Source organism: Lactiplantibacillus sp. ME-2, assembly GCF_022549155.1.
GTDB classification, from domain to species: domain Bacteria; phylum Bacillota; class Bacilli; order Lactobacillales; family Lactobacillaceae; genus Lactiplantibacillus; species Lactiplantibacillus plantarum.
Map to the genome: position 1 here is coordinate 39,683 of NZ_JAKZEQ010000001.1, position 20,474 is coordinate 60,156.

Here is a 20,474-nt window from a genome sequence, read left to right on the forward strand (position 1 = left end):
AAAAGCGCGTCCTACAGTTTCTAGGACACGCTTTTTACAATATCTTCTATTTATTGTGCAGCCACGTTAGCAACGACGCATTAGCCCAATTGCAATCCCGCGCTCGCTAACGCTTGGTCAACAACTTCCATGACCGCTTGGGAATGATCTAATTGCCGCTTAACGGTTACCATATCGTGATTAGCAATAAGACGTTCAAACGCCACAAACTCAGCATACATCCGATGCTCAGCTTGATTAAGCGCTAAATCAGTTGTCGTTCCATCATGTGAAATTTCAGTGATACTTTCGACCGTATTAGTAGGACCGTTGACAATGATCGAACCAGTCGTCCCCTGAATCGTGGAACGTACCGGTGAAGTCGAATCCTTGGCACCGATACAAACGACTTTAACATTCGGATAGGTCAACACTAAGATGCCTGATGTATCAATATTTCGTTCAACATTAGCTAAATACTGCACGTGCGTTGGTGCGCCTAACAAGCCAACCACAAAATGAATATTATAAATATTCAAGTCCATCAGGGCGCCCCCACCAAGCTTAGGATTAAAAGCTGGTAAGATCGTTCCGGCTTTAAACTGATCATAACGTGATGAATACTGCGAATAGTTGCATTCGATAATTTTCAAGTCGCCCAACTTGGTCAAATCACGTTTGATTGCCTGATAGTTTTCCAAATACTGATTCGTAATTGCTTCGATTAACACTAAGTCTTGGCGACCTGCCAATTCGATTAGTTCCGTTAACTGAGATGCCACTAACGTAAACGGCTTCTCACAAATAACGTTCTTCCCCGCTTGCAATGCCCGCTTCGCATAGTCATAATGTAACGAATTCGGCAAAGCGACGTACACTGTATCAATTGTCGTATCGGCTAGCAAAGCTGCATAATCTGTGTAGACCGTTCCAATACGATACGTGGCTTGCAGCTCGCGTGCTCGCGCCACACTCCGCGGCGTTGACAGCAATCCCACCAATTCAATCGCGGGAATGCTCTTCACCATTGGCAAGAAGTCCTGAACAATCTTGCCTGTTCCTAAAATTCCTAATCGCATCATAATCCTCCTCATAATTTATATTAACGAATTAATACCGGCCAAATGAAATCAGCTAAGGCCCACTGAAAAAAGCTCAAGTTTGCGTAAACATGCTTAGCCAGCGTCGGCTTGCGCCGACCGCCAACAATTGGCACCAACCTCCTAGGGCGCACACCGGTAGCCGAACAACAATCTAAAGCTGACACGTACCAATAGCTGGGCTAGTGCAACACTCAAGAAGCGCTAATGTCGGCATTGTTGAATACCAGTTTCTAACATTTTCACTTGCAACAACGTTTCCTCATCTTTGACTAACTTAGGTTGTCCATTGATGATGCTGTCGTAAACGCCGGCGTAAACCCGACTGTAGTCACCAACTTCCGAAACGACTGCCTCTTCGTGATACTGACCCGCATCGTCGATATAAGTTAACGTGCCATAGTTTTCAGGTTGATCAATGCCAAAGTCAGCGTGATTCGGCATGTAAAAATGTTTCAGATCGTATTCCTGACGATCCTTAGTCGCCTTTACGAACATGCCCTTTTTGCCATAAACCACGAAGCTCGGCCGTGATTTAATGCGGAAATAGCTAGATTTTACAGAGACTTTCAAGGCACCGTAATACAGATCGATATCAAAATAATCATTCATCCGGTCACTTCCCAATAGTTGCCGAACATCATAGTGCACGTCATCCGGCTCCCCGAAGTATGCAATCACTTGGTCTAAAGTATGGCAAGCATGACCATATAAATAACTCGTATCTAATGAAAAATGGTCAACATTGGTTGGAACCTCTGGCCGGAAATAATCAAAGTGCATTTCGACTTCCAGCAAGTCACCGAGGACGCCGCTTTCAATGACCTTTTGTGTCGTCAAATAGTCCGAATCAAAGCGCCGATTCTGGTAACACTGAATAAACAAATGCTTTTGCTTAGCCAATTCAAAAAGTTCGCGGGCTTCCGCTGATGTTTCCGTAAATGGTTTTTCCACCAAGACATTCTTACCATGGTTCAAGACATCCTTAGCTACCGAATAGTGCGTATGACTAGGTGTTGAAACAACTACGAGCTGAATATCAGGGTCCTCATAAATATCTGCTAACGTAGTCGTGTAATGCACGCCCGCAATTGGTTGCCAATTCTGGTGTCCTGAACGTGAATAGATGGTCTTCACCTTAATTTGATCTTTGAGTTTCAGTGCAAATGGTAAGTGATAGCGGTTAGCACTCTTACCGTTGCCGATATAAGCAATTGTTAACATCGCGATGTCCTCCAGTTAAGTTGATAATTTCATTATACTGACTTAGAACGTCACGCCAAGCTAATGACATACTTTAGGTCAAAACGTTCAATAATTAACTTCTAATCGGTCTTTTTTTAAACATTAGGTCCAGCCCCAAATTAATCATTGCAGATAATACTTTTATTCATTTGATTGCGTTAAAATTAAACTACTTTACAAAATCTAGGAGGAAATTTGGTTTGCAAACCGTTTTCTTAGTCTTATTACTCGTTGCGGCTGTCGTCGTTGCTAACGCCGTCTACGCACGTTTCAATCAAATTCCAGTCGCCTTTTTACAAATTGGGGCTGGGTTAATCTTGTCTCTGATTCCGTTGTATCGAAATTTTGAATTGGAACCTGAAATTTTTCTATTCGTCATTATTTCGATTTTAATGTTTAATGATGGCCAAAACACCAATATTCGCAAGCTCAGTCACCAGTTTGGCACGACCCTTTCGCTTTCGGTAGTGTTAGCCATCGTGACCATCCTAATTGTTGGTACGGTCACTCACTTACTGATTCCCGAGTTTTCGCTGGCACTTGCTTTTGCCCTTGGCGCTATTATTACGCCAACCGATGCCGTCGCGGTCTCATCGATTACGACTAAAGTTGCGATTCCAAGAGCAGTCATGACGACGCTTGAAAATTAATCACTGTTCAATGACGCCTCCGGAATCGTGGCCTTTAACTTAGCGATTGCTGCGATCGTCACTGGTAAGTTTTCGGTCTGGCACGGAATCACTAACTTTTTATATGTCTTTGCCGGTGGAATCTTTGTCGGCCTAATCATCGGTTATGTCATTGTTGCTGTCAGGATTATGCTGATTCGCATGCGGGTCGATACACCTTCTGTGATCGTCCCCTACACATTACTGACACCGTTTGTCGTCTATTTCTTAGCTGAATCGTTAGGCGTTTCCGGTATCTTAGCTGTTGTTGCCACCGGTCTCATTCATGGTGTCCAGTCCGATCAATTACGGTTGACCACTTCCCGGCTACAAATCGTGATGACAACGACTTGGTCAATCGTGGCTAGTATTTTGAACGGTATCGTCTTTGTGTTATTAGGTGTGTCGTTGCCAAGTGTCATCAACCACTTACAGCAACGTGATACTAGTTCGGTCGCGGTATTAGTCGGTCTGGGAATCTTGCTCTACCTAATCATGACGTTCGCCCGTTTTCTCTGGACGCGCTTCGACTTAGCCCGTATTCGCGCGTGGGATAATCATGAAAAGACCCGTAATGCATTCGTGATGGGTCTGAGCGGCGTTCACGGCACGATTACGCTGGCGATGGCCTTTTCATTACCACTAACACTCAATGGCAGTGCTTTTCCTTATCGCAACGATATTATTTTCGTTGCCGCAGTGGTCATTCTAACTAGTCTGCTGGTGCCAACACTTTTGTTACCGTTGACGTTGCCAAAACAAGTTGTTAAGGTCACTGAAGATGAATTGGCAACCGCCAAAGCTGACATGGTAACTCACGCTATTGATCTCATGCAAGCACGCCATGGTAATAATGCTGGCACTAGTAAAGTGATTGCGATTCTGTCCGGCCAACGAGTACTAGATGGTCGTCCTAAGCGCTCGCAACTGGCGAGCTTGTTCGACGCCACTTTCAAAGTTGAACAAACCACTATTGATGAAATGGTTGCCAACAATGAAATCACGCCCCATGCCGCCGAAAAGTACATGCGCGTCGCTAGTCAGACGCGTCTGCAGAATCAACAAACTTTCTTCGAACGCTTGAAATTATTTTTCCAGTTTACACTCAGCAAATGGTCGCTCAGCAAAAAAGCTCGTGCCCGACGTAAAATGTTCCGACAATACCGGCCCCGTGGTGGTCAGAGTCGAACTGAGCTCATGACTCGTAATCGGCAAATGTGGCAACAAATGCGACAGATCGAACAAAAGCCGTATGAGGCCGTGTTAGCTTATTTAGCCGACACGATTACTGCTGACAATCAGCAAGCTATCGGGATCGTTCGCCGCGCCTATGATGAACGTCATCGCCGCCTATCTGGTGAACGGGATTTCCAGGAAACTCAAAATGAGCTTCTAATTGAAGCATTCCAGTTGGAATATAACTTCATTCAGACCCAATTAGCCAATAAAACATTCAGCTCAGAACTTGGTAACCAACTCTATGAACAAATTTCAACTGATCAGTTAGTTTACTTGCAATCGATCAATACCGACTAAATTCGTTTAGTAATGTCAATAACGTGACCAACTGTCCACACCACTATTTGGGCATCGGGTCCGTTACACTAACGTTGTACCATTGGTCGAACTGCCAACTGAACGTCTCAACAAGCCCCCCAATCTTGTGACCATGGTAACCTAATGACGCCTGACAACTTGTCGGCGTCATTTTTTATGATATTTTTGAAACAAAACACTTGTCTTAGAGTGGCTCTAAGGTGCTAATCTATAAAAGTATTCATGAATGAGAAAGTGAGCGATAGATAATGGAAACACCGATTTTAGCACGCATTGATCAGCCGGCCGATCTGAAACAATTATCCTTGCCGGAATTAACACAACTCGCAAGCGAGTTACGTCACGTCCTACTCAATAAAGTTAGTCAAACTGGTGGTCACGTTGGACCTAACTTGGGCGTAGTCGAATTAACCATTGCCTTTCACACCATTTTTAATTCACCAGTTGATAAGGTTGTATGGGATGTTTCACACCAATCCTACACACACAAGATTCTAACGGGCCGAAAGCAAGCTTGGCTTGACCCCGCTCATTATAATGATGTCAGCGGCTACACTGCCCCAGAAGAAAGCCCCCACGACTATTTCAATATTGGTCATACTTCAACCTCGATTGCCTTGGCAACTGGCATGGCTGTTGCTCGTGACCTTGAGGGCAAAACAGGCAATGTCATGGCAGTGATTGGTGACGGCTCATTATCCGGTGGTTTAGCATTGGAAGGTCTAAACATCGCGGCCACCTTAAAGTCTAACCTCATTATTCTGGTTAACGATAATGGCATGGCAATTGCAGAAGACCATGGTGGCATTTACCAAAATCTCCGTGAACTCCGCGAAACTAACGGCACGAGTTCCCATAACTTGTTCAAAGATTTTGGCCTCGATTATCGCTACGTTGATGATGGTAACGACCTTGAGACCATGCTAACGACTTTTAAGGAAATTAAGGATGTTGACCACCCAATCGTGTTGCACGTCCATACCGAAAAGGGTCACGGCTATCAACCCGCGATCACTAATAAAGAAGCTTTCCACTGGCACGTGCCGTTTGACCTAGCGACCGGTCAGACGTTGCATCCCAACACCAAGGAAACGTATACGGATGTCATTCATGCCACGTTAGCCGATGAGTTAGCAGCCAAGACGCCTATCACGGCAATTACGGCGGCTGTTCCAGGAACTTATGACCTCAAACGCTTTGCTCGCCAATATCCAGACCGGTACTTTGACGTCGGCATTGCCGAACAAGAATCGATTACATTTGCTGCCGGACAGGCCCAACAAGGCTTACGGCCAATCGTCTTCCATTCTGGTACCTTCTTGCAACGGGCCTATGATCAACTATCCCATGATCTTGGCATCAATAAATTGCCCGTTACGATCATGGTTGCCGGTGGCCGCATTAACGCAGGCGATCCAACTCATCAAGGTATCTTTGACGTTGCCATGCTCAGTAATATTCCTAACTTAACTTACTTAGCGCCAACGACCAAGGAAGAACTTCAAGCCATGATGCACTGGGCTCTCCATCAAAATAACGGTCCGGTTGCCATCCGGGTACCAAGTAATGACGTCCAGTCAGTACCTCTAGCGCCTGATTTTGACGCAACTAAGATGCACACATTACACGCTGGTCAGCAAGTTGCTTTACTCGGTGTAGGCAGTCTCCTGCCTTTAGCAACAGCCGTGCAACAATAATTAGCTGAGCAACACATTGACGCGACGCTCATTGATCCCCGGGACATTTCTGACCCCGATACGATGACTTTGGCCAACTTAAAGGCCGACCATCAGTTAGTTGTCACGGTTGAGGAAGCCAGTCTCAGCGGTGGTTTTGGTGAAAAAGTTAGTCGCTACTATGGCAACAGCGCTATGCGCGTTCTGAACTTTGGTGCTGCCAAACGCTTTAATGACCGTGAAACAACTAATGAACTGCGGCATGAATTTAAGCTGACCCCTGACCAAATTGTCACGGCAATTACTGATCAACTAGCAGAATAATCATCAGGCCAGCGACTCAACTTTCGTTTACCCACCAAAAGTCTAGCCAGTATGTTGTCGAACTCAACACGCTGGCTAGACTTTTTATATTTAACTGACAATAACCCAATCTCAGTTTAACGATTGGGAAAACAGGACGGCGGCTACTGTGCCAATTTGGGGCAAAAATCAGCAATTAGCAAACAGAACGCCGGCTAATAAGTCGCCATTCGCAATTATTTATATTAACGCCCAATACCTGGCGCCTTGGTCGGCCACAAAATATTATTAATATTTTATTGTTCAGAAAAGACTTTCAGCAAGCTGCTGTCCTTATAGCTCCAAATCTCATTAATATAATTATTTAGTCAATCCAACGCTAGTTAAACAATTGACAGTCCCATCAGAGTTGTTTACAGTAAAACCAATCTCAAACCTAATATTGGAGGCCTTTATTATGGCAAGTCACCAAGCCTTACTGATTATTGATTATACGAATGATTTTGTGGCTGACGGCGGGGCACTCACTTGTGGGCAACCCGGCCAAGCGCTCGCACCAACGATCGTCAAACTCGCCAACCAAATGGCTACGGCAAGCGACTGGGTCTTACTGCCAACCGATGTCCATACCCCGCATGATCCTTACCATCCCGAAAGCAAGTTGTTTCCACCTCATAATGTTCGGGGTACCTGGGGTCGTGAACTCTATGGGCCACTCAAAGATTGGTACGCTGATCATCAAGCCGCCGATAATGTTTGGGCATTCGACAAGACGCGTTACAGTTCATTTGCGGGTACTGATTTGGATTTACGTCTGCGAGAACGCCATGTTGACACCCTGCACTTAGTCGGTGTTTGTACCGACATTTGTGTCCTTCACACGGCTGTTGACGCCTATAATTTGGGTTACCAACTCGTCATTCATCAGGATGCCGTTGCTAGTTTTGACGCCGCTGGTCACGAATGGGCGTTGCGTCACTTCAAAAACAGCTTAGGTGCAACCATCGTTTAAAAAATGCGCAATAAAAATCACTCATTCAATACGAATGAGTGATTTTTTAGGATTACTAAATTAATTCAAGGTTGGCTCAACCCATTTTTGCAACATCAAGGTATTTAACACACCTTCAACTAAGATAACTGCCAACATGACGAGACTACCGACCCATAAAGAATCGATTTGTCCCTGGTTGACTAGCTGACTGGAGAGAAAGCTGACCATGCTAATCAACAAATTAGCTAAGCGGAAAGCTACGTAAATGACCACCACCGTGATAATCACATTGACGAACCGTTGCCGAAATCGTGGTAAAAAGCCCTTGGTCGCATTCGTAACAAAATGGCAAAGCGTTATCGTGCTCCAAATCAGAATCGTCACAAGAACTAAGACTAGCAACGTTCCGAGTGCGAACTGCACGGCACTACCCGCATCAAACTGGCTAAAGAACAGCGACGCTGATGTTAAGCCTCCCATCAGTTCATTCCAACCAATCCACAGAGTTAAGCAGAATAAAATCACTTGGACCAACCAAACATAAACAATATCAACCAACGAAACGACTAAATTAATCGTATAGCGTCGCCAATCGCTAATTGGCAATAACCAGAACGTCCCCGCCCGGAAGAATTTTTCATTTGAAACTGCCAATAAGATAAACCCAACGATTAAAGGTAACGCCATCCAAGCACATAAATTATAGAATAATGTGGCAGCTGTGAAGTTTCCTTTGATGGCAGTCCACAAACTAGTGACAATCACCGCCAAAGCTTCGATACCAATCAATAAACTCATTTGCTTAAAGCGTGGCCAACTGAGGGCCTTAAATAGTGACCAACTACTTGTCATCCGTCACACCTCCCATATATAAGCTCTCATAATAATCTTCAAGTTCCATGCCATGTTCGTCGCGAATCTCATCTGCACCCTGATGAACAACAATTGTTTGGTCCTTAACGACCACGATTTCATCAAGAATCGGCGCGATTTCAGTGACATAATGATCACTAATCAATAATGTCGCTTCGGCAGGCGTCCACTTGATAATACTGTTAATAATTTTTTTGCGGCTCATACTGTCGATCCCACTAAACGGTTCATCTAATAAGTACAAAGCCACTTTGCGACTCAGGGTCAGCGCAATGATTAATTTCTCGCGGGTCCCCTTAGACAACTCACCCAATTTTTGTTGTTGGTTGAGTTCCAGAAAGTCAACCAGCTCTTGATAGCGTTTGGCGTCAAAATCAGGATAAACAAGTTGATAAAATTGCGCGATTTGTTGTAATTTCATACCGGCACTAAAACCAGTCAAATGATCCGTGAAACTTACCTGCTGCTTACGGGCTACGGCAGTTGTCGCACCATTGATCACAATACTGCCCTGACCCTTGGCACTACCTGTAATTAGTCGCATCAAGGTCGTTTTACCCGCCCCGTTTTCACCTAATAAACCGACAATCTTGCTGGGCGCCAGGGTTAATTGAACATTTTGTAAAATCATTCGTTGATTATGTTTATAACGTAAATCCTTAATCGTCAATGCTGTCATGATTGTGCTCCTCTCGTTGGGCAATGTATTGTTGCAGACTCGCCACGATTTCGGCGTCACTTAAATTTAGTGCGTGCAATTGGTCGTACGCTAATGCTAATTGCTCGTTCACCAGTGTAGTCCTCAATTGCATAATATGCGCCTGATCTTCCGTTACGAAATTCCCCTTACCTCGTTGGGACGTCAGAGTGCCTTCCGTAATCATCTCACTGAGTGCCCGCTGAACTGTATTAACATTAACCGTCAAGTCCAACGCAAGCTGCCGGACTGCGGGCAACTTTGCCCCTGGTGGTAACGTTCCGTCAATCATTTTATGATAAATATACTGTTTGATTTGATAATAAATCGGAACCTTGTCATCAAATTTCAATTTAACGGCCTCCTTAGTGTTCTATTTTTCTATTACAATATAACACAGCTGATACCAAAAGTACAATAATGACCTACCGTTACTTGTGATAGCGGTTACATTTGTAACTTGAATCTCAATTTAGGAGCGCTATACTTAAATTAGGACGTGGACTAAGTTCGCCACATCACAGGAGAGGGATGGTAGCATGTTAAAAAACGAAAACGCCATTGCGCTAATTCGCGCCATCGATGTCGCTTATAGTGACCCCGAAGTACGCGCAATTCCCGAATTACAACAAGCCTTAGCTAAGGCCGCACAAGACTTAGACTGTGTTGCGGACCACCATCAAGTCGCTAGCCGCCTAAACCAGTTGCTAACTACTTGGGGGGCTCGTCATTCACAAGGCCCCGCCGTGCTTGACCAGTTATACCTGATCACACTCAAAGATGGCGTCGATGTACCTTGCCAGGTCCCATACCGGGCATAATTATCTTAATATCACAAAAGCTCCCAGATCGAATCAATTTGGGAGCTTTTGTGATATTAAGGGGCCGTTTGTTTGATTCTTGTTTGTCAGCAATGATCATCCGATTCCGACCTCCGGGGCTGGGTGACAATTGCTGGAACGTAAGCCGACGTCGATTTGAGCCCGTGCACAACCCGCCCGGTCTCAAATACGAGTCTTATTCTAAGCCGAAAGCACCCCACTTCCGACTAAGAATAATTTGGCTACTGAGCATTGTCACCCAGCGCCTCCAGTCGGTAAGCCGCTCGAATGGCTGATGAACGGCCACTGAACTCGGTACAATTTGTCGTTGGCTATTTTGGCAAAGGAACCTCCAACGAAAATTTAAGGTTACAGCAACCGCTTTGTCTAGACGGTCAATTATTACTATGTTGATTGAGGAATAGGGCGCTATCACAATATCACCTTCAGCCTGACAGTTGATTGAGAAAATTACTGTTTATGAAAAGTAACGACAAATCGATCAAAAGTTGAGTACATCTCTATCAGCCATTCGAATACTCTCCCGACTGGAAGGCGCTTCTGACAATGCCCAGTGGTGAAATTTCACTTAGCAAGCGTCTTGTGCTTGGTTAGTGAAAGGTCAGTATTTGAGACGTGGTTTTTCGGCTCAAATCTGTGCCCACCACGTTCCGGCAATTGGCAGAAATGCCTGGAAGTCGGCGTAGGACGAACTAACTAAGCAAGGTTACGCTAACTCGCACTTTTTCCAGTGGTCCATAGCTGGCTGCTTTTGTCCTTGAAAGTTAGCATCCTAATATCACGATTCATGACAAATCAGTGCTAATTCAAGCAAGCTAACATTACTGCACGTATTGTTCCAAGAATGCAGCGACGTGACGCTTGTAACGTTGGTAATTCTGAGTAATGGCCGTGGTGTGGCCGGCTCCCTTCACCAACCATAAAGACTTGGGTTGGTGAGCATTGCGGTACAGCGTCTTGCCCATGCTAGTCGGGACAAAATCATCCCGGGTGCCGCTGATAATCATGATAGGCAAGTGGTTTTTACGAATCTGAGCGATTGCATCCGCCTCTTTGAAGCTATAACCAGCACGTAATTTAGTAATGAGACTGGTTACGTTGACTAACGGAAACGCGGGTAAATGATAGAGTTGCCCCGCTTGATAACTAATAATCGCATCAGCACTCGTAAACGGACTATCGACGACGTACGCTTTGATCTGTGGCAACTGCCGTTCACCACTGGCCATCGTCATCCCGGCTGCACCCATACTGATACCGCTCATCACGATTTGAGTTGTGGCCGTTTTATGTACGACGGTTTTGGCCCACTGCAAGTCGTCGCGGCGCTCCAGCCAGCCGTAGCCGACCGCTTTTCCCTGGCTCGCACCACTTGCTCGGGAATCAGGAACCAGCACGTTGTAGCCGAGTTCATGATACATCCCCGCCCACGCACCCATCAAACCCTTATTCCCAGCAAATCCGTGTGCCAAAACAACAGTCTTCTTAGAATTTTTAACTGGAATATACCAAGCAACCAACCGTAAATGATCCGATGACTCAATAGTCCAAGTTTGCTTACGCGCATGTAAATACCAATACTTTTGGTGATAAACCGAACTTTTTTTCGATAGCTTTGTACTCTGCGTAACAAATGACTTATCACCACGGGCAATTGCCACGTGGTAAAAATAACTGCCAGCACCAATCACAGTTCCCGCTACCAGAACAACGAGTACCCCCAGTGTGATCCACCATTTCTTCATTAAAATTCACTCCTTGATGAGACAAAAATCTGTTTTGAGCGGGAAAATTTCGCCACTACTTCATAATAACCGTTATAATTAAAGATAACTAGACCAGATTGAGGAGGCTTCTTTTTATGCACTATTCCGAAACGTGGGATTTGGACAGTATCTTTGCTGGTGGCATTGATTCCCCAGCACTAACTGCCAAAATGTCCACGATTAAACAGCAGTTGACCACAACAGCAGACACCTTAGTTCACTGGCGTGCTGCCGCTGACACACCAGACGCCGACTGGTTTACCCAACTCGTCAACAGTCTGCAAGCCATTCAAGCCGGTATTGACCAAGCTACCGTTTTCGTGGTTGCTTATCAATCCGCACATGCGGACGACACCAAAGCCGCCCCACTACTAAACCAAATTTATCAACTTGATAATCAGTTAAACAATTTATTAACCCGCTTCAAGAAGCAGCTCGTTAAGTTAGATCAAGCCACCTTTGACACGCTCGTGCAACAACCGGCACTACAAGCCATCGCCTTTAACTTAACCGAAATGCGTCAGCAAGGCTTAGCGCTCCTAGATGACGACACTGAAGCCCTAATCAATGACTTAGCACTCGACGGTTTTCAGGGTTGGAGTGACCACTACGACACGTTAGTTAGCCAAATTCAAGTGCCCTATACCGATGAAAACGGAATAACCCAGCAACTATCCGCGGGTCAAGCTCAAAACATGTTAGCAGCCGCCATGCCGAACGCCCAACGCGCCGAATTAATGCGCAACTGGGAGCACGCTTGGCAAACTCACGCCGCTCCCTTTGCTGATACGTTGAACCACTTGGCGGGCTTCCGACTTGCCAATTATCGTGCGCATGGTACGACGAACTTCCTACAGAAACCACTAGAACTCAACCGCATGAGTCAAGCGACACTAGACACAATGTACCAAGTTGTCGCTGACAGCAAGGACATTTTACTAAGTTACCTGAAGCGTAAGGCCCAGTTACTCGGTAAAGATCAACTAGATTGGCAAGATATTGAAGCCCCACTAACCTTGGGACAACTTCCTAGCCAAACTTACGATCAAGCTGCCGATTTTGTCATTAACAACTTTCGCCAATTTAGTCCAAAGATGGGCGCTTTAGCCCAACACGCCCTTGAACATCGTTGGGTTGAAGCTGAGAATCGCCCTAATAAGCGGCCTGGTGGCTATATGGAAAATCTACCAGAGACCCACGAATCCCGAATTTTCATGACGTTTACGGGTTCACCTAATGACACAGCCACCCTCGCCCACGAATTAGGGCACGCCTTTCATGGCAGCGTCATTCAAGATCTACCACTTTGGCGTCAAGATTACGCGATGAACGTGGCCGAAACCGCCTCAACATTCGCCGAACTGATTGTCGCTGACGCCAGTGTCAAAGCGGCCGATGATGCCAAAACCAAATTAACTTTATTGGATGCTAAAATGCAAAATCCGTTAGCCATGTTTCTGGATATTCGAGCCCGCTTCCTGTTTGAGACGCGCTTCTATACCGCCCGTCAGCACGGGATCGTCACTCCTGACACTTTGTCAGACTTGATGCTAACCGCCCAAAAAGACGCCTATGGTGATGCCTTAAATACTTACCACCCGATGTTTTGGGCTAGCAAGTTGCACTTTTACATTGACGACGTCCCGTTTTATAACTTTCCATACACATTTGGCTACCTTTTCAGTCTCGGTATCTATGCTCAAGCTAAAACACAATCGGACTTTGAAGACCGCTACATTGCCCTATTGCGAGACACCGCCAACATGTCGACCGAAGCCCTAGCTGCCAAACACCTCGGTGTTGATCTGACCAAACCAGCCTTCTGGCAAGCTGGTGTAGCTTTGATCAAGCGGGATATCGATGAATTCATGGCGTTATCCGCACCGTTAATCTAAGGAATGGAAGTGAGCACATGTTTCCAGAACGTTTAAGAGCACTACGTCGGGGGCAAAAAATGACCCTCGCTCAACTCGCGGCGGCCCTCAATCAAATGCCGACCGCAGACAAGACGACTCGTCAAAATACCGCGGCTCAAATTGGTAACTGGGAGCGGGACTTACGGACCCCGTCCTACCTAGAAGTTCGTAAATTAGCCGAATTTTTCAACGTCACGACCGATTACTTGTCAGGTAAATCAGACCAAGAAGAGTATGACCTCGGTCGCATCTTTTTATCGGGCAAGCCGTTGACGTTTAATCAAGAACAATTATCCAGTGAAGACCGCTATGAACTGTTTCAGTTGATGGATGGTTACTTACATGGTCGCCAGCATCGGGTTTCAACGGATGCGACCGGCCAAGAAGAATTAGACTTACACTTTGATGACTAGGAGTTTTTTATGAATCCCAAGAAGTTAAAACAATTAAAAAAGCGGGTCAAAAAGCAAGCCGGTGCCCCGTATATTCAACAGTTGATGAAGTACCGCGACTTATTTAAGGATGATCCCCAAATTCTAGTACTGATCAATAATGTCTTGGAAAGTGACCGCTTGCTGGCAGCCGGCTTAGCTCCCCAACAATTGCCAGTCTTAGAAGTCCCTGATGATTTTCAGGACCATCTCTTTGAGCGCATCAATCAGCAATATGCCATGGGTGATCCTGCTGGTGATGCGGCTTGGAACCAACTATCAGCCGCTCTCCCAAAAGTTGACCAACTTCTACGCAATTTTCGAGACTATATCGAAGAGCAGTACGGGATGTGGGCCTATATCAGTGCGCCATTCCTGAAAGACCTAGCTGACTTCACCGGCAGCGCGCCAGTTCTGGAAGTCATGGCCGGTAACGGCTATATTTCCAAGGGCCTCAAACGTCTCCATCCTGGTCAGCCAATTTATACCACGGATTCAAAGGATTGGACACACGAAACTGGCAATCAGACGGGACGCCACCCAGTCACGACGATTGAAGCGTTGGATGCCGTCAGTGCCTTCAATAAGTACGCCGCAACTATTAAATACGTCATTATGGCCTGGTCACCGGACAAATTGACTATTGATTGGGACTTGTTACAAGCTATGCGGCAAAGTCCTTACGATATCCCATTGATCGTCATTGGCGAAAAATACGGCGCCACGGGTTCCAAACAATTTTGGGACCACGCTAATTATCAGGATAACGAGGCCGTTACCAAGTTAAATGCTCATTTCCGACCATTCGACCTGATTCACGACCACGTCTATGTGGTCCGATAATTGAACACGCGTTAAATTAAAAGTCGTGCTTTCAGGATTAAATTCTGAGAGCACGACTTTTAATTTTTCCGTCATAGCTGAATCTCTTTTTTGCCAAATTCATTCGTGATTTGCTTAGATCTTAGCATCACATTTTCAATTTTTGCAGTTGTTCCAATCCCGCCACCAACGATGTTCGTGAAATTCCCCCGGCAGCGAGACTTTGGTCGTCAAATTGATTAAGCGTCGCATAAAGCCAAATTCCGAGCTGCAAGAATTCAGCTTCCGTCATTGCGAACTGCAACGCTAACAACCGATGAGCGGCTTGAGCATAAGCCTTTCTGTCAATGAGTTGTGCCAATTCGACTTGATGTGGCAACGGCTGATCTTGATCTTGCGGAAACACCACCTCAGTTGTGCCTCCCTTATGACGACTAAGCGTGTACCCTAACCCCGTTGCGAACGCATGTAACTGCCGCATTAACCAATCACTTTCATCTTGCATTAGCATTAATCCCCCTAATTGTGTGCCATCCAATAAATCGCTAAAATTGTCAAAATGACTGATAACGTACACATGTACCAGTAAAATTGTTTTTCCGGTACTGTTCGACCATGCTTTCCCTGATAGGCATCCGCCATACTAGTGATAAACGTCGCCAAAATTGTATATAAGATCAATAACGTAAACGCGTAGGCCGTCCAAGCCGTCCCCATCGGTTGGTGCATTGCTTGCAAGCCCCAGCCAATCAACCATCCCACCAATAAAAGACCCGTAGGCGCTGCAATTAACCGTCGCTTCATCCTCATCACTCCCCCTAGAATTAGCTTCATTATCCGCTTTTAAAACTCTCAGACCAATCAGAATGACGCCCTAAAATTATATCCGCATGATACCAAGCCTTTTCTGCACGAAATATTGTTAAAAGGTTCCGGTTTAAGATCAAAAGCAACCAGCTTAGGCCCGCTGGAAAAAGTTCGAATCAGCGTAAACATGCTTGGTTAAACGCGTCCTACGCCGACTTCCAGGCATTTCCGTCAATTGCTGGAACGCGGTGGACACAGATTTAAGCCGCAACCCACGTCTTAAATACTGGTCTTCCACTAACCAAGCAAAGGACGCTTGCTAAGTGAAATTTCACCGCTGAGCATTGACCGAAACGCCTTCCAGTCGGGACAGTGTTCGAATGGCTGACACGTGCGTTCCGAACTTTTGCTGGACTTGTCATTGTTTTTTACAAACAGTAATTTGTCAATTAACTGTCAGGTTGATGATGCTATTGTGATAACTTACCATTTCTGAATTACCGTAGTAATAGTTGAATATTTCGACAAAGTAGAGAATACACATTGATATTTCACTAAAAGTTCCAATAAAAAATAGTCAGCGACTAATTGTACCAAGTTAAGTGGCTGTTCATCAGCCATTCGAGCGGCTTCCCAAAACGTGTTCGGTGCCACTAAAGCCTGTGCTTGCTACGCCAACAGACAAATGCCAAAACCGCATTAATCAGTTGGCTAGGCAATGCTCGACTTCAACCCGTGGCCCCTCACAAGCTAGAGACTGGAGGGGCTGGGTGACAATGCTCAGTAGCCAAATTATTCTTAGTCGGAAGTGGGTTGCTTCCGGCTTAGAATAAGACTCGTATTTGAGATGACGCGGATTGTGCGTTAGCTCAAATCGACGTCGGCTGCGTTCCAGCAATTGTCACCCAGCCCCGGAGTTCGGCATAGGACGCGCACTGGCTGACGAACAGGAATCGAGTTAACCGGAACCTTTTAACAATGATTCCTGACCTATCCTAGAACAAAAAAGCCTGCAATCAATTGATTGCAGGCTCGTTCACACTGACTATTCGACGTTGAACTCCTTGAAATAACTGGTTAGTGGTTTCAATTCGTTCGCGTCATATTTTTCTTTGAAGGCACTGACAGAAGCATCCGATGTCTTGGCTGGATCAACATCAAGGATTTCAACTGGTAACCCCCGTTTGTCCGTAATCTTGGCATCAATTAAGACCGGACGACCTGCCTTTAATTCGGTCATCGCAGTTTCGAAGGCTGCGTGCAGTTGATCAAAATGTTCAACACGGATACCTTTGACGCCCATTCCTTCAGCTATCTTAGCAAAATCAGCATCAATCAAGTCGATACCATAATATGGTTGCGGCACATCTTCTTGTTCTGATTTAATAAAGTTCAACGTTTGGTTAGACGTGACAATATTAAAGATTGGCAAGTGATACTTAACTTCGGTCAACAAGTCTTGCATGACCATTGAGAAGGCCCCGTCGCCAGCAATGTTGAAGGCTTGCCGATCAGGATAACTCATCTTCGCCGCAATCGCACCGGGAACGCCGGCACCCATCGTGGCAAATAGTGCTGAGGTCAATAATTTTTGCTTGGGATTCATCTTTAGGAAACGGAAACTATTAATCGTATTGTCGCCAACATCCATTGAGAAAACTGCATCATCGGTAGCGACCCGGTTGATTTCTTGGTAGACTTGTTCGTATTCAAGTGGATCGGTCGTCCGTTCACTCAACTTCTTCAAATACTGTTTCCAGTCGGCCATATCTGCTTTAGCTGCTTGGTAGTATGGCGACGGTGACGCTGGTTCACTTAATGCCAAGGCCCGTTTGATGAAGACTTTAGCATCGCCATTAACCCCGAAATCCAAATGATGGTGCCGACCAAACTTGCCAGGATCCAGTTCAATTTGCACATATTTGAAGTCGTGAGTCGTGTACATAATCTGTGCGAACGAATAATCCGCGCCAACTGAAACGACCAAATCGGTAATCCCCATCAGTTCATCCGCCGCTTTCGAGGCTGCCCGATAAGCGCTTCCCATATTACCATCAAAGCTATCAGGAATGACGCCCTTGGCTAACCCAGTGATAATAATCGGTACTTGCAGACGCTCCGCTAACGCCATCATGTCCTCGGTTGCACCACGCGTCCCTTGACCAACGTGGAAGACGGGGTACTTGGCGTTCTTGATCATCGTTAACACCGTCTTAACTTGTTCATCATCAATAGTAGGAATGCCGGTCAGTTTAGCAGGGACACTTGCTGAATCGTAATTAAGATCAGGAATTTCAACATACCCAAAATCATTAGGAATTGTCACCACCGCAACCCCATTTTCACGATAAGCCGTCCGAATGGCCTTATCGACGACGTATGGTAAGCTTTCTGGTGTCATGACGGTTCGATTAAAGACCGCCACATCACTAAAAATCGGTTCTTCAGCGAATTCTTGGAAATAATCATAGTTCATATTAGTATGAGCAACTTGGCCCACCAAGGCAAGTACGGGCACGTGATCTTCCTTAGCATCATACAACCCGTTGAGTAAATTAACGGCACCAGGACCGGCCGACCCAAAGGCGACCCCGATTTTACCCGTCAACTTTGCATCCGCTGCCGCAGCGAGGGCCCCCACTTGTTCGTGACGTACGTGCACATATTGGAGCCGTTCTTGCTCAACATCCAACGCGTGCATGGTTGAGTTAAACGATCCACCAGCATAGCCGTAAATCTGTTTAACATCCCAAGCTTCAATAACTTTTAACATTGCAACAGACGCTTCAATCATCTTTGCCATAGTAAATGCCTTCTTTTTAAAATTATTGTATACGTTTTCATTTACGGTTATCAGAATACATCTAAATTGTTCAAAATTCAATTGTAAACAATCATTATTTTATAAATATTTTCTTAACTAACCAAATTCGATGACCTGACACTGGCCCGAAATCGTGTTAGCCTGCCGTTGTTCTGGAAAATATCGAACGCTTATCCATCGGCTTAATCTAACCAATCAGCAAGGTGAAATAATAATGAAAGATAAAGCAATTAATATTCTGACTGCCGAACTGTCAGCACTCCCCGTTTTAATAATGACGTACTATGCGCTTACCGCGAAACCGACCGGACAGTGGCAGCTGACCTTTAGTTTCCCCGTTTATTGGCTGATCAGTTCCGACCTGCTAGCCTATCCCTGGCTCCTCACCCGGATTCCCCGCTTGCGCCACAACCCTCTCAAAATGAATTCACTGGCTCTAAAGGCAAGCTCAAGATACAACTGCCGGCTCAACGAACGGGTCGCGCGCTGGGATGATGAGATGAATCTCGCGATTTTCTTACTGGAACGCGGTTGTCTAATGTTACTGTCAGAACCACTACTTTTAGGCGATTTAGGCTATCATAGTGTCCGACGATTATGGTATTGATGGCAATAAAAAGCACCCATGCTGTTCAGTTTTATGAACAGTGGGGTGCTGTGTGCATTATTTAAGAATGTTGGTCTCCAAGAAAGCGACAGCAGCTTCTTGAATCTTGTGAGGTACGTGGTGAACGCCACCTTCAGCGCGTTTAAAGACAGTTGCCTTCAGGGCTGGCTCATCTTTAAAACGGTGCTTAAAATCACGAATATACTGATAAGGTACCATTTGATCGGCCGTACCGTTGAAAAAGAACATTGGTCGTCCTGCCAGTGCTTCTGGGTGTTCAGATAAGTCAAACTTCGCCAGTTGTTGATAAGTTTGTTCAATTAGTTCTGCTGGGAGCTTAGCTTGTAATGCCGCTGGTAATTGTGCAACTTGATCGGTTGCAAAGGCCACCGGTTCTGGTGAACCAATTAACGAGACACCAGCAACTACCGTGGGCTGCGTTGCCATAATACCGGCAGCGGTAATGCCGCCCATCGAAGTTCCCATGACACCGATTTTATTAGCATCACTAATTCCAGCAGCCACTAAGGCCGCGACTAATTGTGGAAATTCCGCAACTGAATGTCCAACAATCGACCAAAAATGTTCAGGATGCCGATCGAGATCAGTCCCATCATTTCGACTGCCATGTAAATACGCTGTCGGGAGAATGACTCGAAAACCCGCGCGTACTAACTGATAAGCCGTACCCAGTTCAGTCGCTGTCTGATTTGTCCAACCATGATAATCGATGATCGTTGGTAATTTAGTTTGTGCTTGACTAGCTGCAAACACGTGTAATACGGGCAAGTCACCAAATTTGGTCGTCCGCACCACCACATCTTCAAATAAATTTGTTGTCATGTTTATCACCGTTTCCAAAATTAATAGTTAATAGTGTAGCAGAAGCCCAAACGAAAACCAACCCAAACGCGTCCATCGTGGTTAAAGCTTAACCATCATGGACGCACTCGAGTTGGCTCGTTTTAACACGGTTAGTTATCAGCTAACGTCATGCCTTTCAAAACTACTTTTCAAGTGTATCTAAGAAATCTTCAACTTGCTTTTGGGTCTTACGGAATTTGTCAACATATCGACCAATTTCTTGACCATCTTCAATCCCAACAAAACTAGGAATCCCCATCACACCCATGTCTTGGGCAATTTCAATGTTGGCGTCACGATCAACCGTGATCCAGTCATATTGATCGTACTTCGCTTCGATTTGGGGCATTACTGGTTTAATAAAAGCGCAATCCGGGCACCAGTCCGCCGTAAAGAATAACATGTGTTTACCCGTCTTGATACGTTCGCGAATTTCTTCGTCGCTTAAAGTTGCAGTTGCCATGAAAAATGCCTCCAATATCTTTATAATAATTATAGTTTAC

General features: G+C 45.5%; 17 protein-coding genes and 2 pseudogenes. 8 read left to right on the top strand and 11 right to left on the bottom strand.

Annotated elements, in window-relative coordinates:
* Positions 1-80: 80 nt before the first annotated feature.
* Positions 81-1,058: a Gfo/Idh/MocA family oxidoreductase gene (locus tag MMY95_RS00200; protein ID WP_003646568.1), complete on the bottom strand. Its 978-nt coding sequence runs from the start codon at positions 1,056-1,058 to the stop codon at positions 81-83.
* Between the two features lie 225 nt (positions 1,059-1,283).
* Complete coding sequence (locus MMY95_RS00205) at positions 1,284-2,303, bottom strand: Gfo/Idh/MocA family oxidoreductase (RefSeq protein WP_003646566.1); 1,020 nt, start codon at positions 2,301-2,303, stop codon at positions 1,284-1,286.
* A 221-nt stretch (positions 2,304-2,524) separates the two neighbouring features.
* Here MMY95_RS00205 and MMY95_RS00210 point away from each other — a divergent pair.
* From MMY95_RS00210 to MMY95_RS00220, 3 genes and pseudogenes are all read left to right on the top strand, one after another.
* Positions 2,525-4,528, top strand: a pseudogene (locus MMY95_RS00210) (sodium:proton antiporter).
* A 269-nt stretch (positions 4,529-4,797) separates the two neighbouring features.
* Positions 4,798-6,549 (top strand): annotated as a pseudogene (locus tag MMY95_RS00215) (1-deoxy-D-xylulose-5-phosphate synthase).
* A gap of 436 nt (positions 6,550-6,985) precedes the next feature.
* Positions 6,986-7,540, top strand: a complete 555-nt coding sequence (locus MMY95_RS00220; RefSeq protein ID WP_003642674.1) for an isochorismatase family cysteine hydrolase — start codon at positions 6,986-6,988, stop codon at positions 7,538-7,540.
* Positions 7,541-7,600: 60 nt separating this feature from the next.
* On the opposite strand, the gene MMY95_RS00225 is transcribed toward MMY95_RS00220, so the two are convergent.
* Genes MMY95_RS00225 through MMY95_RS00235 form a run of 3 tightly spaced genes read right to left on the bottom strand, consistent with a single transcriptional unit; the run spans position 7,601 to position 9,444 of the window.
* Positions 7,601-8,374: an ABC transporter permease gene (locus MMY95_RS00225; protein ID WP_003642673.1), complete on the bottom strand. Its 774-nt coding sequence runs from the start codon at positions 8,372-8,374 to the stop codon at positions 7,601-7,603.
* Positions 8,364-9,074, bottom strand: coding sequence for an ABC transporter ATP-binding protein (locus tag MMY95_RS00230; RefSeq protein WP_003642672.1), 711 nt, complete (start codon positions 9,072-9,074; stop codon positions 8,364-8,366). Before MMY95_RS00230 ends, MMY95_RS00225 begins: the two co-directional genes overlap by 11 nt.
* Positions 9,055-9,444: a GntR family transcriptional regulator gene (locus tag MMY95_RS00235; protein WP_003642671.1), complete on the bottom strand. Its 390-nt coding sequence runs from the start codon at positions 9,442-9,444 to the stop codon at positions 9,055-9,057. The genes MMY95_RS00230 and MMY95_RS00235 overlap by 20 nt, the downstream gene beginning before the upstream one ends.
* Before the next feature lie 187 nt (positions 9,445-9,631).
* Here MMY95_RS00235 and MMY95_RS00240 point away from each other — a divergent pair, with 187 nt between their 5' ends.
* Positions 9,632-9,913, top strand: a complete 282-nt coding sequence (locus tag MMY95_RS00240) for a bacteriocin immunity protein (protein WP_003642670.1) — start codon at positions 9,632-9,634, stop codon at positions 9,911-9,913.
* 842 nt (positions 9,914-10,755) lie between these two features.
* On the opposite strand, the gene MMY95_RS00245 is transcribed toward MMY95_RS00240, so the two are convergent.
* Positions 10,756-11,679: an alpha/beta hydrolase gene (locus MMY95_RS00245; RefSeq protein WP_053267695.1), complete on the bottom strand. Its 924-nt coding sequence runs from the start codon at positions 11,677-11,679 to the stop codon at positions 10,756-10,758.
* A 116-nt stretch (positions 11,680-11,795) separates the two neighbouring features.
* Between MMY95_RS00245 and MMY95_RS00250 the strand changes: the two genes are divergently transcribed.
* Genes MMY95_RS00250 through MMY95_RS00260 form a run of 3 tightly spaced genes read left to right on the top strand, consistent with a single transcriptional unit; the run spans position 11,796 to position 14,890 of the window.
* Positions 11,796-13,595, top strand: coding sequence for a M3 family oligoendopeptidase (locus MMY95_RS00250; protein WP_053267694.1), 1,800 nt, complete (start codon positions 11,796-11,798; stop codon positions 13,593-13,595).
* Positions 13,596-13,612: 17 nt separating this feature from the next.
* On the top strand, positions 13,613-14,029 hold the full coding sequence (locus tag MMY95_RS00255) for a helix-turn-helix transcriptional regulator (protein ID WP_003642665.1): 417 nt from the start codon (positions 13,613-13,615) through the stop codon (positions 14,027-14,029).
* A 9-nt stretch (positions 14,030-14,038) separates the two neighbouring features.
* Positions 14,039-14,890, top strand: a complete 852-nt coding sequence (locus MMY95_RS00260) for a hypothetical protein (RefSeq protein WP_027821861.1) — start codon at positions 14,039-14,041, stop codon at positions 14,888-14,890.
* A gap of 127 nt (positions 14,891-15,017) precedes the next feature.
* Here the strand turns inward: MMY95_RS00260 and MMY95_RS00265 are convergent, their stop codons facing one another.
* From MMY95_RS00265 to spxB, 3 genes are all read right to left on the bottom strand, one after another.
* The gene (locus MMY95_RS00265; RefSeq protein WP_053267693.1) at positions 15,018-15,374 is read right to left on the bottom strand and encodes a DUF6483 family protein; all 357 of its coding nucleotides are present in this window, start codon (positions 15,372-15,374) and stop codon (positions 15,018-15,020) included.
* Between the two features lie 14 nt (positions 15,375-15,388).
* Entirely contained in the window at positions 15,389-15,703 is a 315-nt protein-coding gene (locus tag MMY95_RS00270) for a LasU family protein (protein WP_027821859.1), read from the bottom strand.
* Positions 15,704-16,721: 1,018 nt separating this feature from the next.
* Positions 16,722-18,479: a pyruvate oxidase gene (spxB, locus tag MMY95_RS00275; protein WP_241277445.1), complete on the bottom strand. Its 1,758-nt coding sequence runs from the start codon at positions 18,477-18,479 to the stop codon at positions 16,722-16,724.
* A 235-nt stretch (positions 18,480-18,714) separates the two neighbouring features.
* Here spxB and MMY95_RS00280 point away from each other — a divergent pair, with 235 nt between their 5' ends.
* Positions 18,715-19,107, top strand: a complete 393-nt coding sequence (locus MMY95_RS00280; protein WP_238352229.1) for a hypothetical protein — start codon at positions 18,715-18,717, stop codon at positions 19,105-19,107.
* Between the two features lie 57 nt (positions 19,108-19,164).
* On the opposite strand, the gene MMY95_RS00285 is transcribed toward MMY95_RS00280, so the two are convergent.
* Both MMY95_RS00285 and MMY95_RS00290 read right to left on the bottom strand, forming a co-directional pair.
* The gene (locus tag MMY95_RS00285; protein WP_003642658.1) at positions 19,165-19,950 is read right to left on the bottom strand and encodes an alpha/beta fold hydrolase; all 786 of its coding nucleotides are present in this window, start codon (positions 19,948-19,950) and stop codon (positions 19,165-19,167) included.
* A 163-nt stretch (positions 19,951-20,113) separates the two neighbouring features.
* Positions 20,114-20,434, bottom strand: a complete 321-nt coding sequence (locus tag MMY95_RS00290; protein ID WP_003642657.1) for a thioredoxin family protein — start codon at positions 20,432-20,434, stop codon at positions 20,114-20,116.
* Positions 20,435-20,474 lie beyond the last annotated feature (40 nt).

Bases quoted from the DNA above. Each gene is read 5' to 3' on its own strand.
- MMY95_RS00200 (WP_003646568.1), bottom strand. From the start codon at position 1,058: ATGCGATTAGGAATTTTAGGAACAGGCAAGATTGTTCAGGACTTCTTG.
- MMY95_RS00230 (WP_003642672.1), bottom strand. From the start codon at position 9,074: ATGACAGCATTGACGATTAAGGATTTACGTTATAAACATAATCAACGA.
- MMY95_RS00205 (WP_003646566.1), bottom strand. From the start codon at position 2,303: ATGTTAACAATTGCTTATATCGGCAACGGTAAGAGTGCTAACCGCTAT.
- MMY95_RS00250 (WP_053267694.1), top strand. From the start codon at position 11,796: ATGCACTATTCCGAAACGTGGGATTTGGACAGTATCTTTGCTGGTGGC.
- MMY95_RS00285 (WP_003642658.1), bottom strand. From the start codon at position 19,950: ATGACAACAAATTTATTTGAAGATGTGGTGGTGCGGACGACCAAATTT.
- MMY95_RS00265 (WP_053267693.1), bottom strand. From the start codon at position 15,374: ATGCAAGATGAAAGTGATTGGTTAATGCGGCAGTTACATGCGTTCGCA.
- MMY95_RS00245 (WP_053267695.1), bottom strand. From the start codon at position 11,679: ATGAAGAAATGGTGGATCACACTGGGGGTACTCGTTGTTCTGGTAGCG.
- MMY95_RS00220 (WP_003642674.1), top strand. From the start codon at position 6,986: ATGGCAAGTCACCAAGCCTTACTGATTATTGATTATACGAATGATTTT.
- MMY95_RS00290 (WP_003642657.1), bottom strand. From the start codon at position 20,434: ATGGCAACTGCAACTTTAAGCGACGAAGAAATTCGCGAACGTATCAAG.
- MMY95_RS00280 (WP_238352229.1), top strand. From the start codon at position 18,715: ATGAAAGATAAAGCAATTAATATTCTGACTGCCGAACTGTCAGCACTC.
- MMY95_RS00240 (WP_003642670.1), top strand. From the start codon at position 9,632: ATGTTAAAAAACGAAAACGCCATTGCGCTAATTCGCGCCATCGATGTC.
- MMY95_RS00270 (WP_027821859.1), bottom strand. From the start codon at position 15,703: ATGAAGCTAATTCTAGGGGGAGTGATGAGGATGAAGCGACGGTTAATT.
- MMY95_RS00260 (WP_027821861.1), top strand. From the start codon at position 14,039: ATGAATCCCAAGAAGTTAAAACAATTAAAAAAGCGGGTCAAAAAGCAA.
- spxB (WP_241277445.1), bottom strand. From the start codon at position 18,479: ATGGCAAAGATGATTGAAGCGTCTGTTGCAATGTTAAAAGTTATTGAA.
- MMY95_RS00225 (WP_003642673.1), bottom strand. From the start codon at position 8,374: ATGACAAGTAGTTGGTCACTATTTAAGGCCCTCAGTTGGCCACGCTTT.
- MMY95_RS00255 (WP_003642665.1), top strand. From the start codon at position 13,613: ATGTTTCCAGAACGTTTAAGAGCACTACGTCGGGGGCAAAAAATGACC.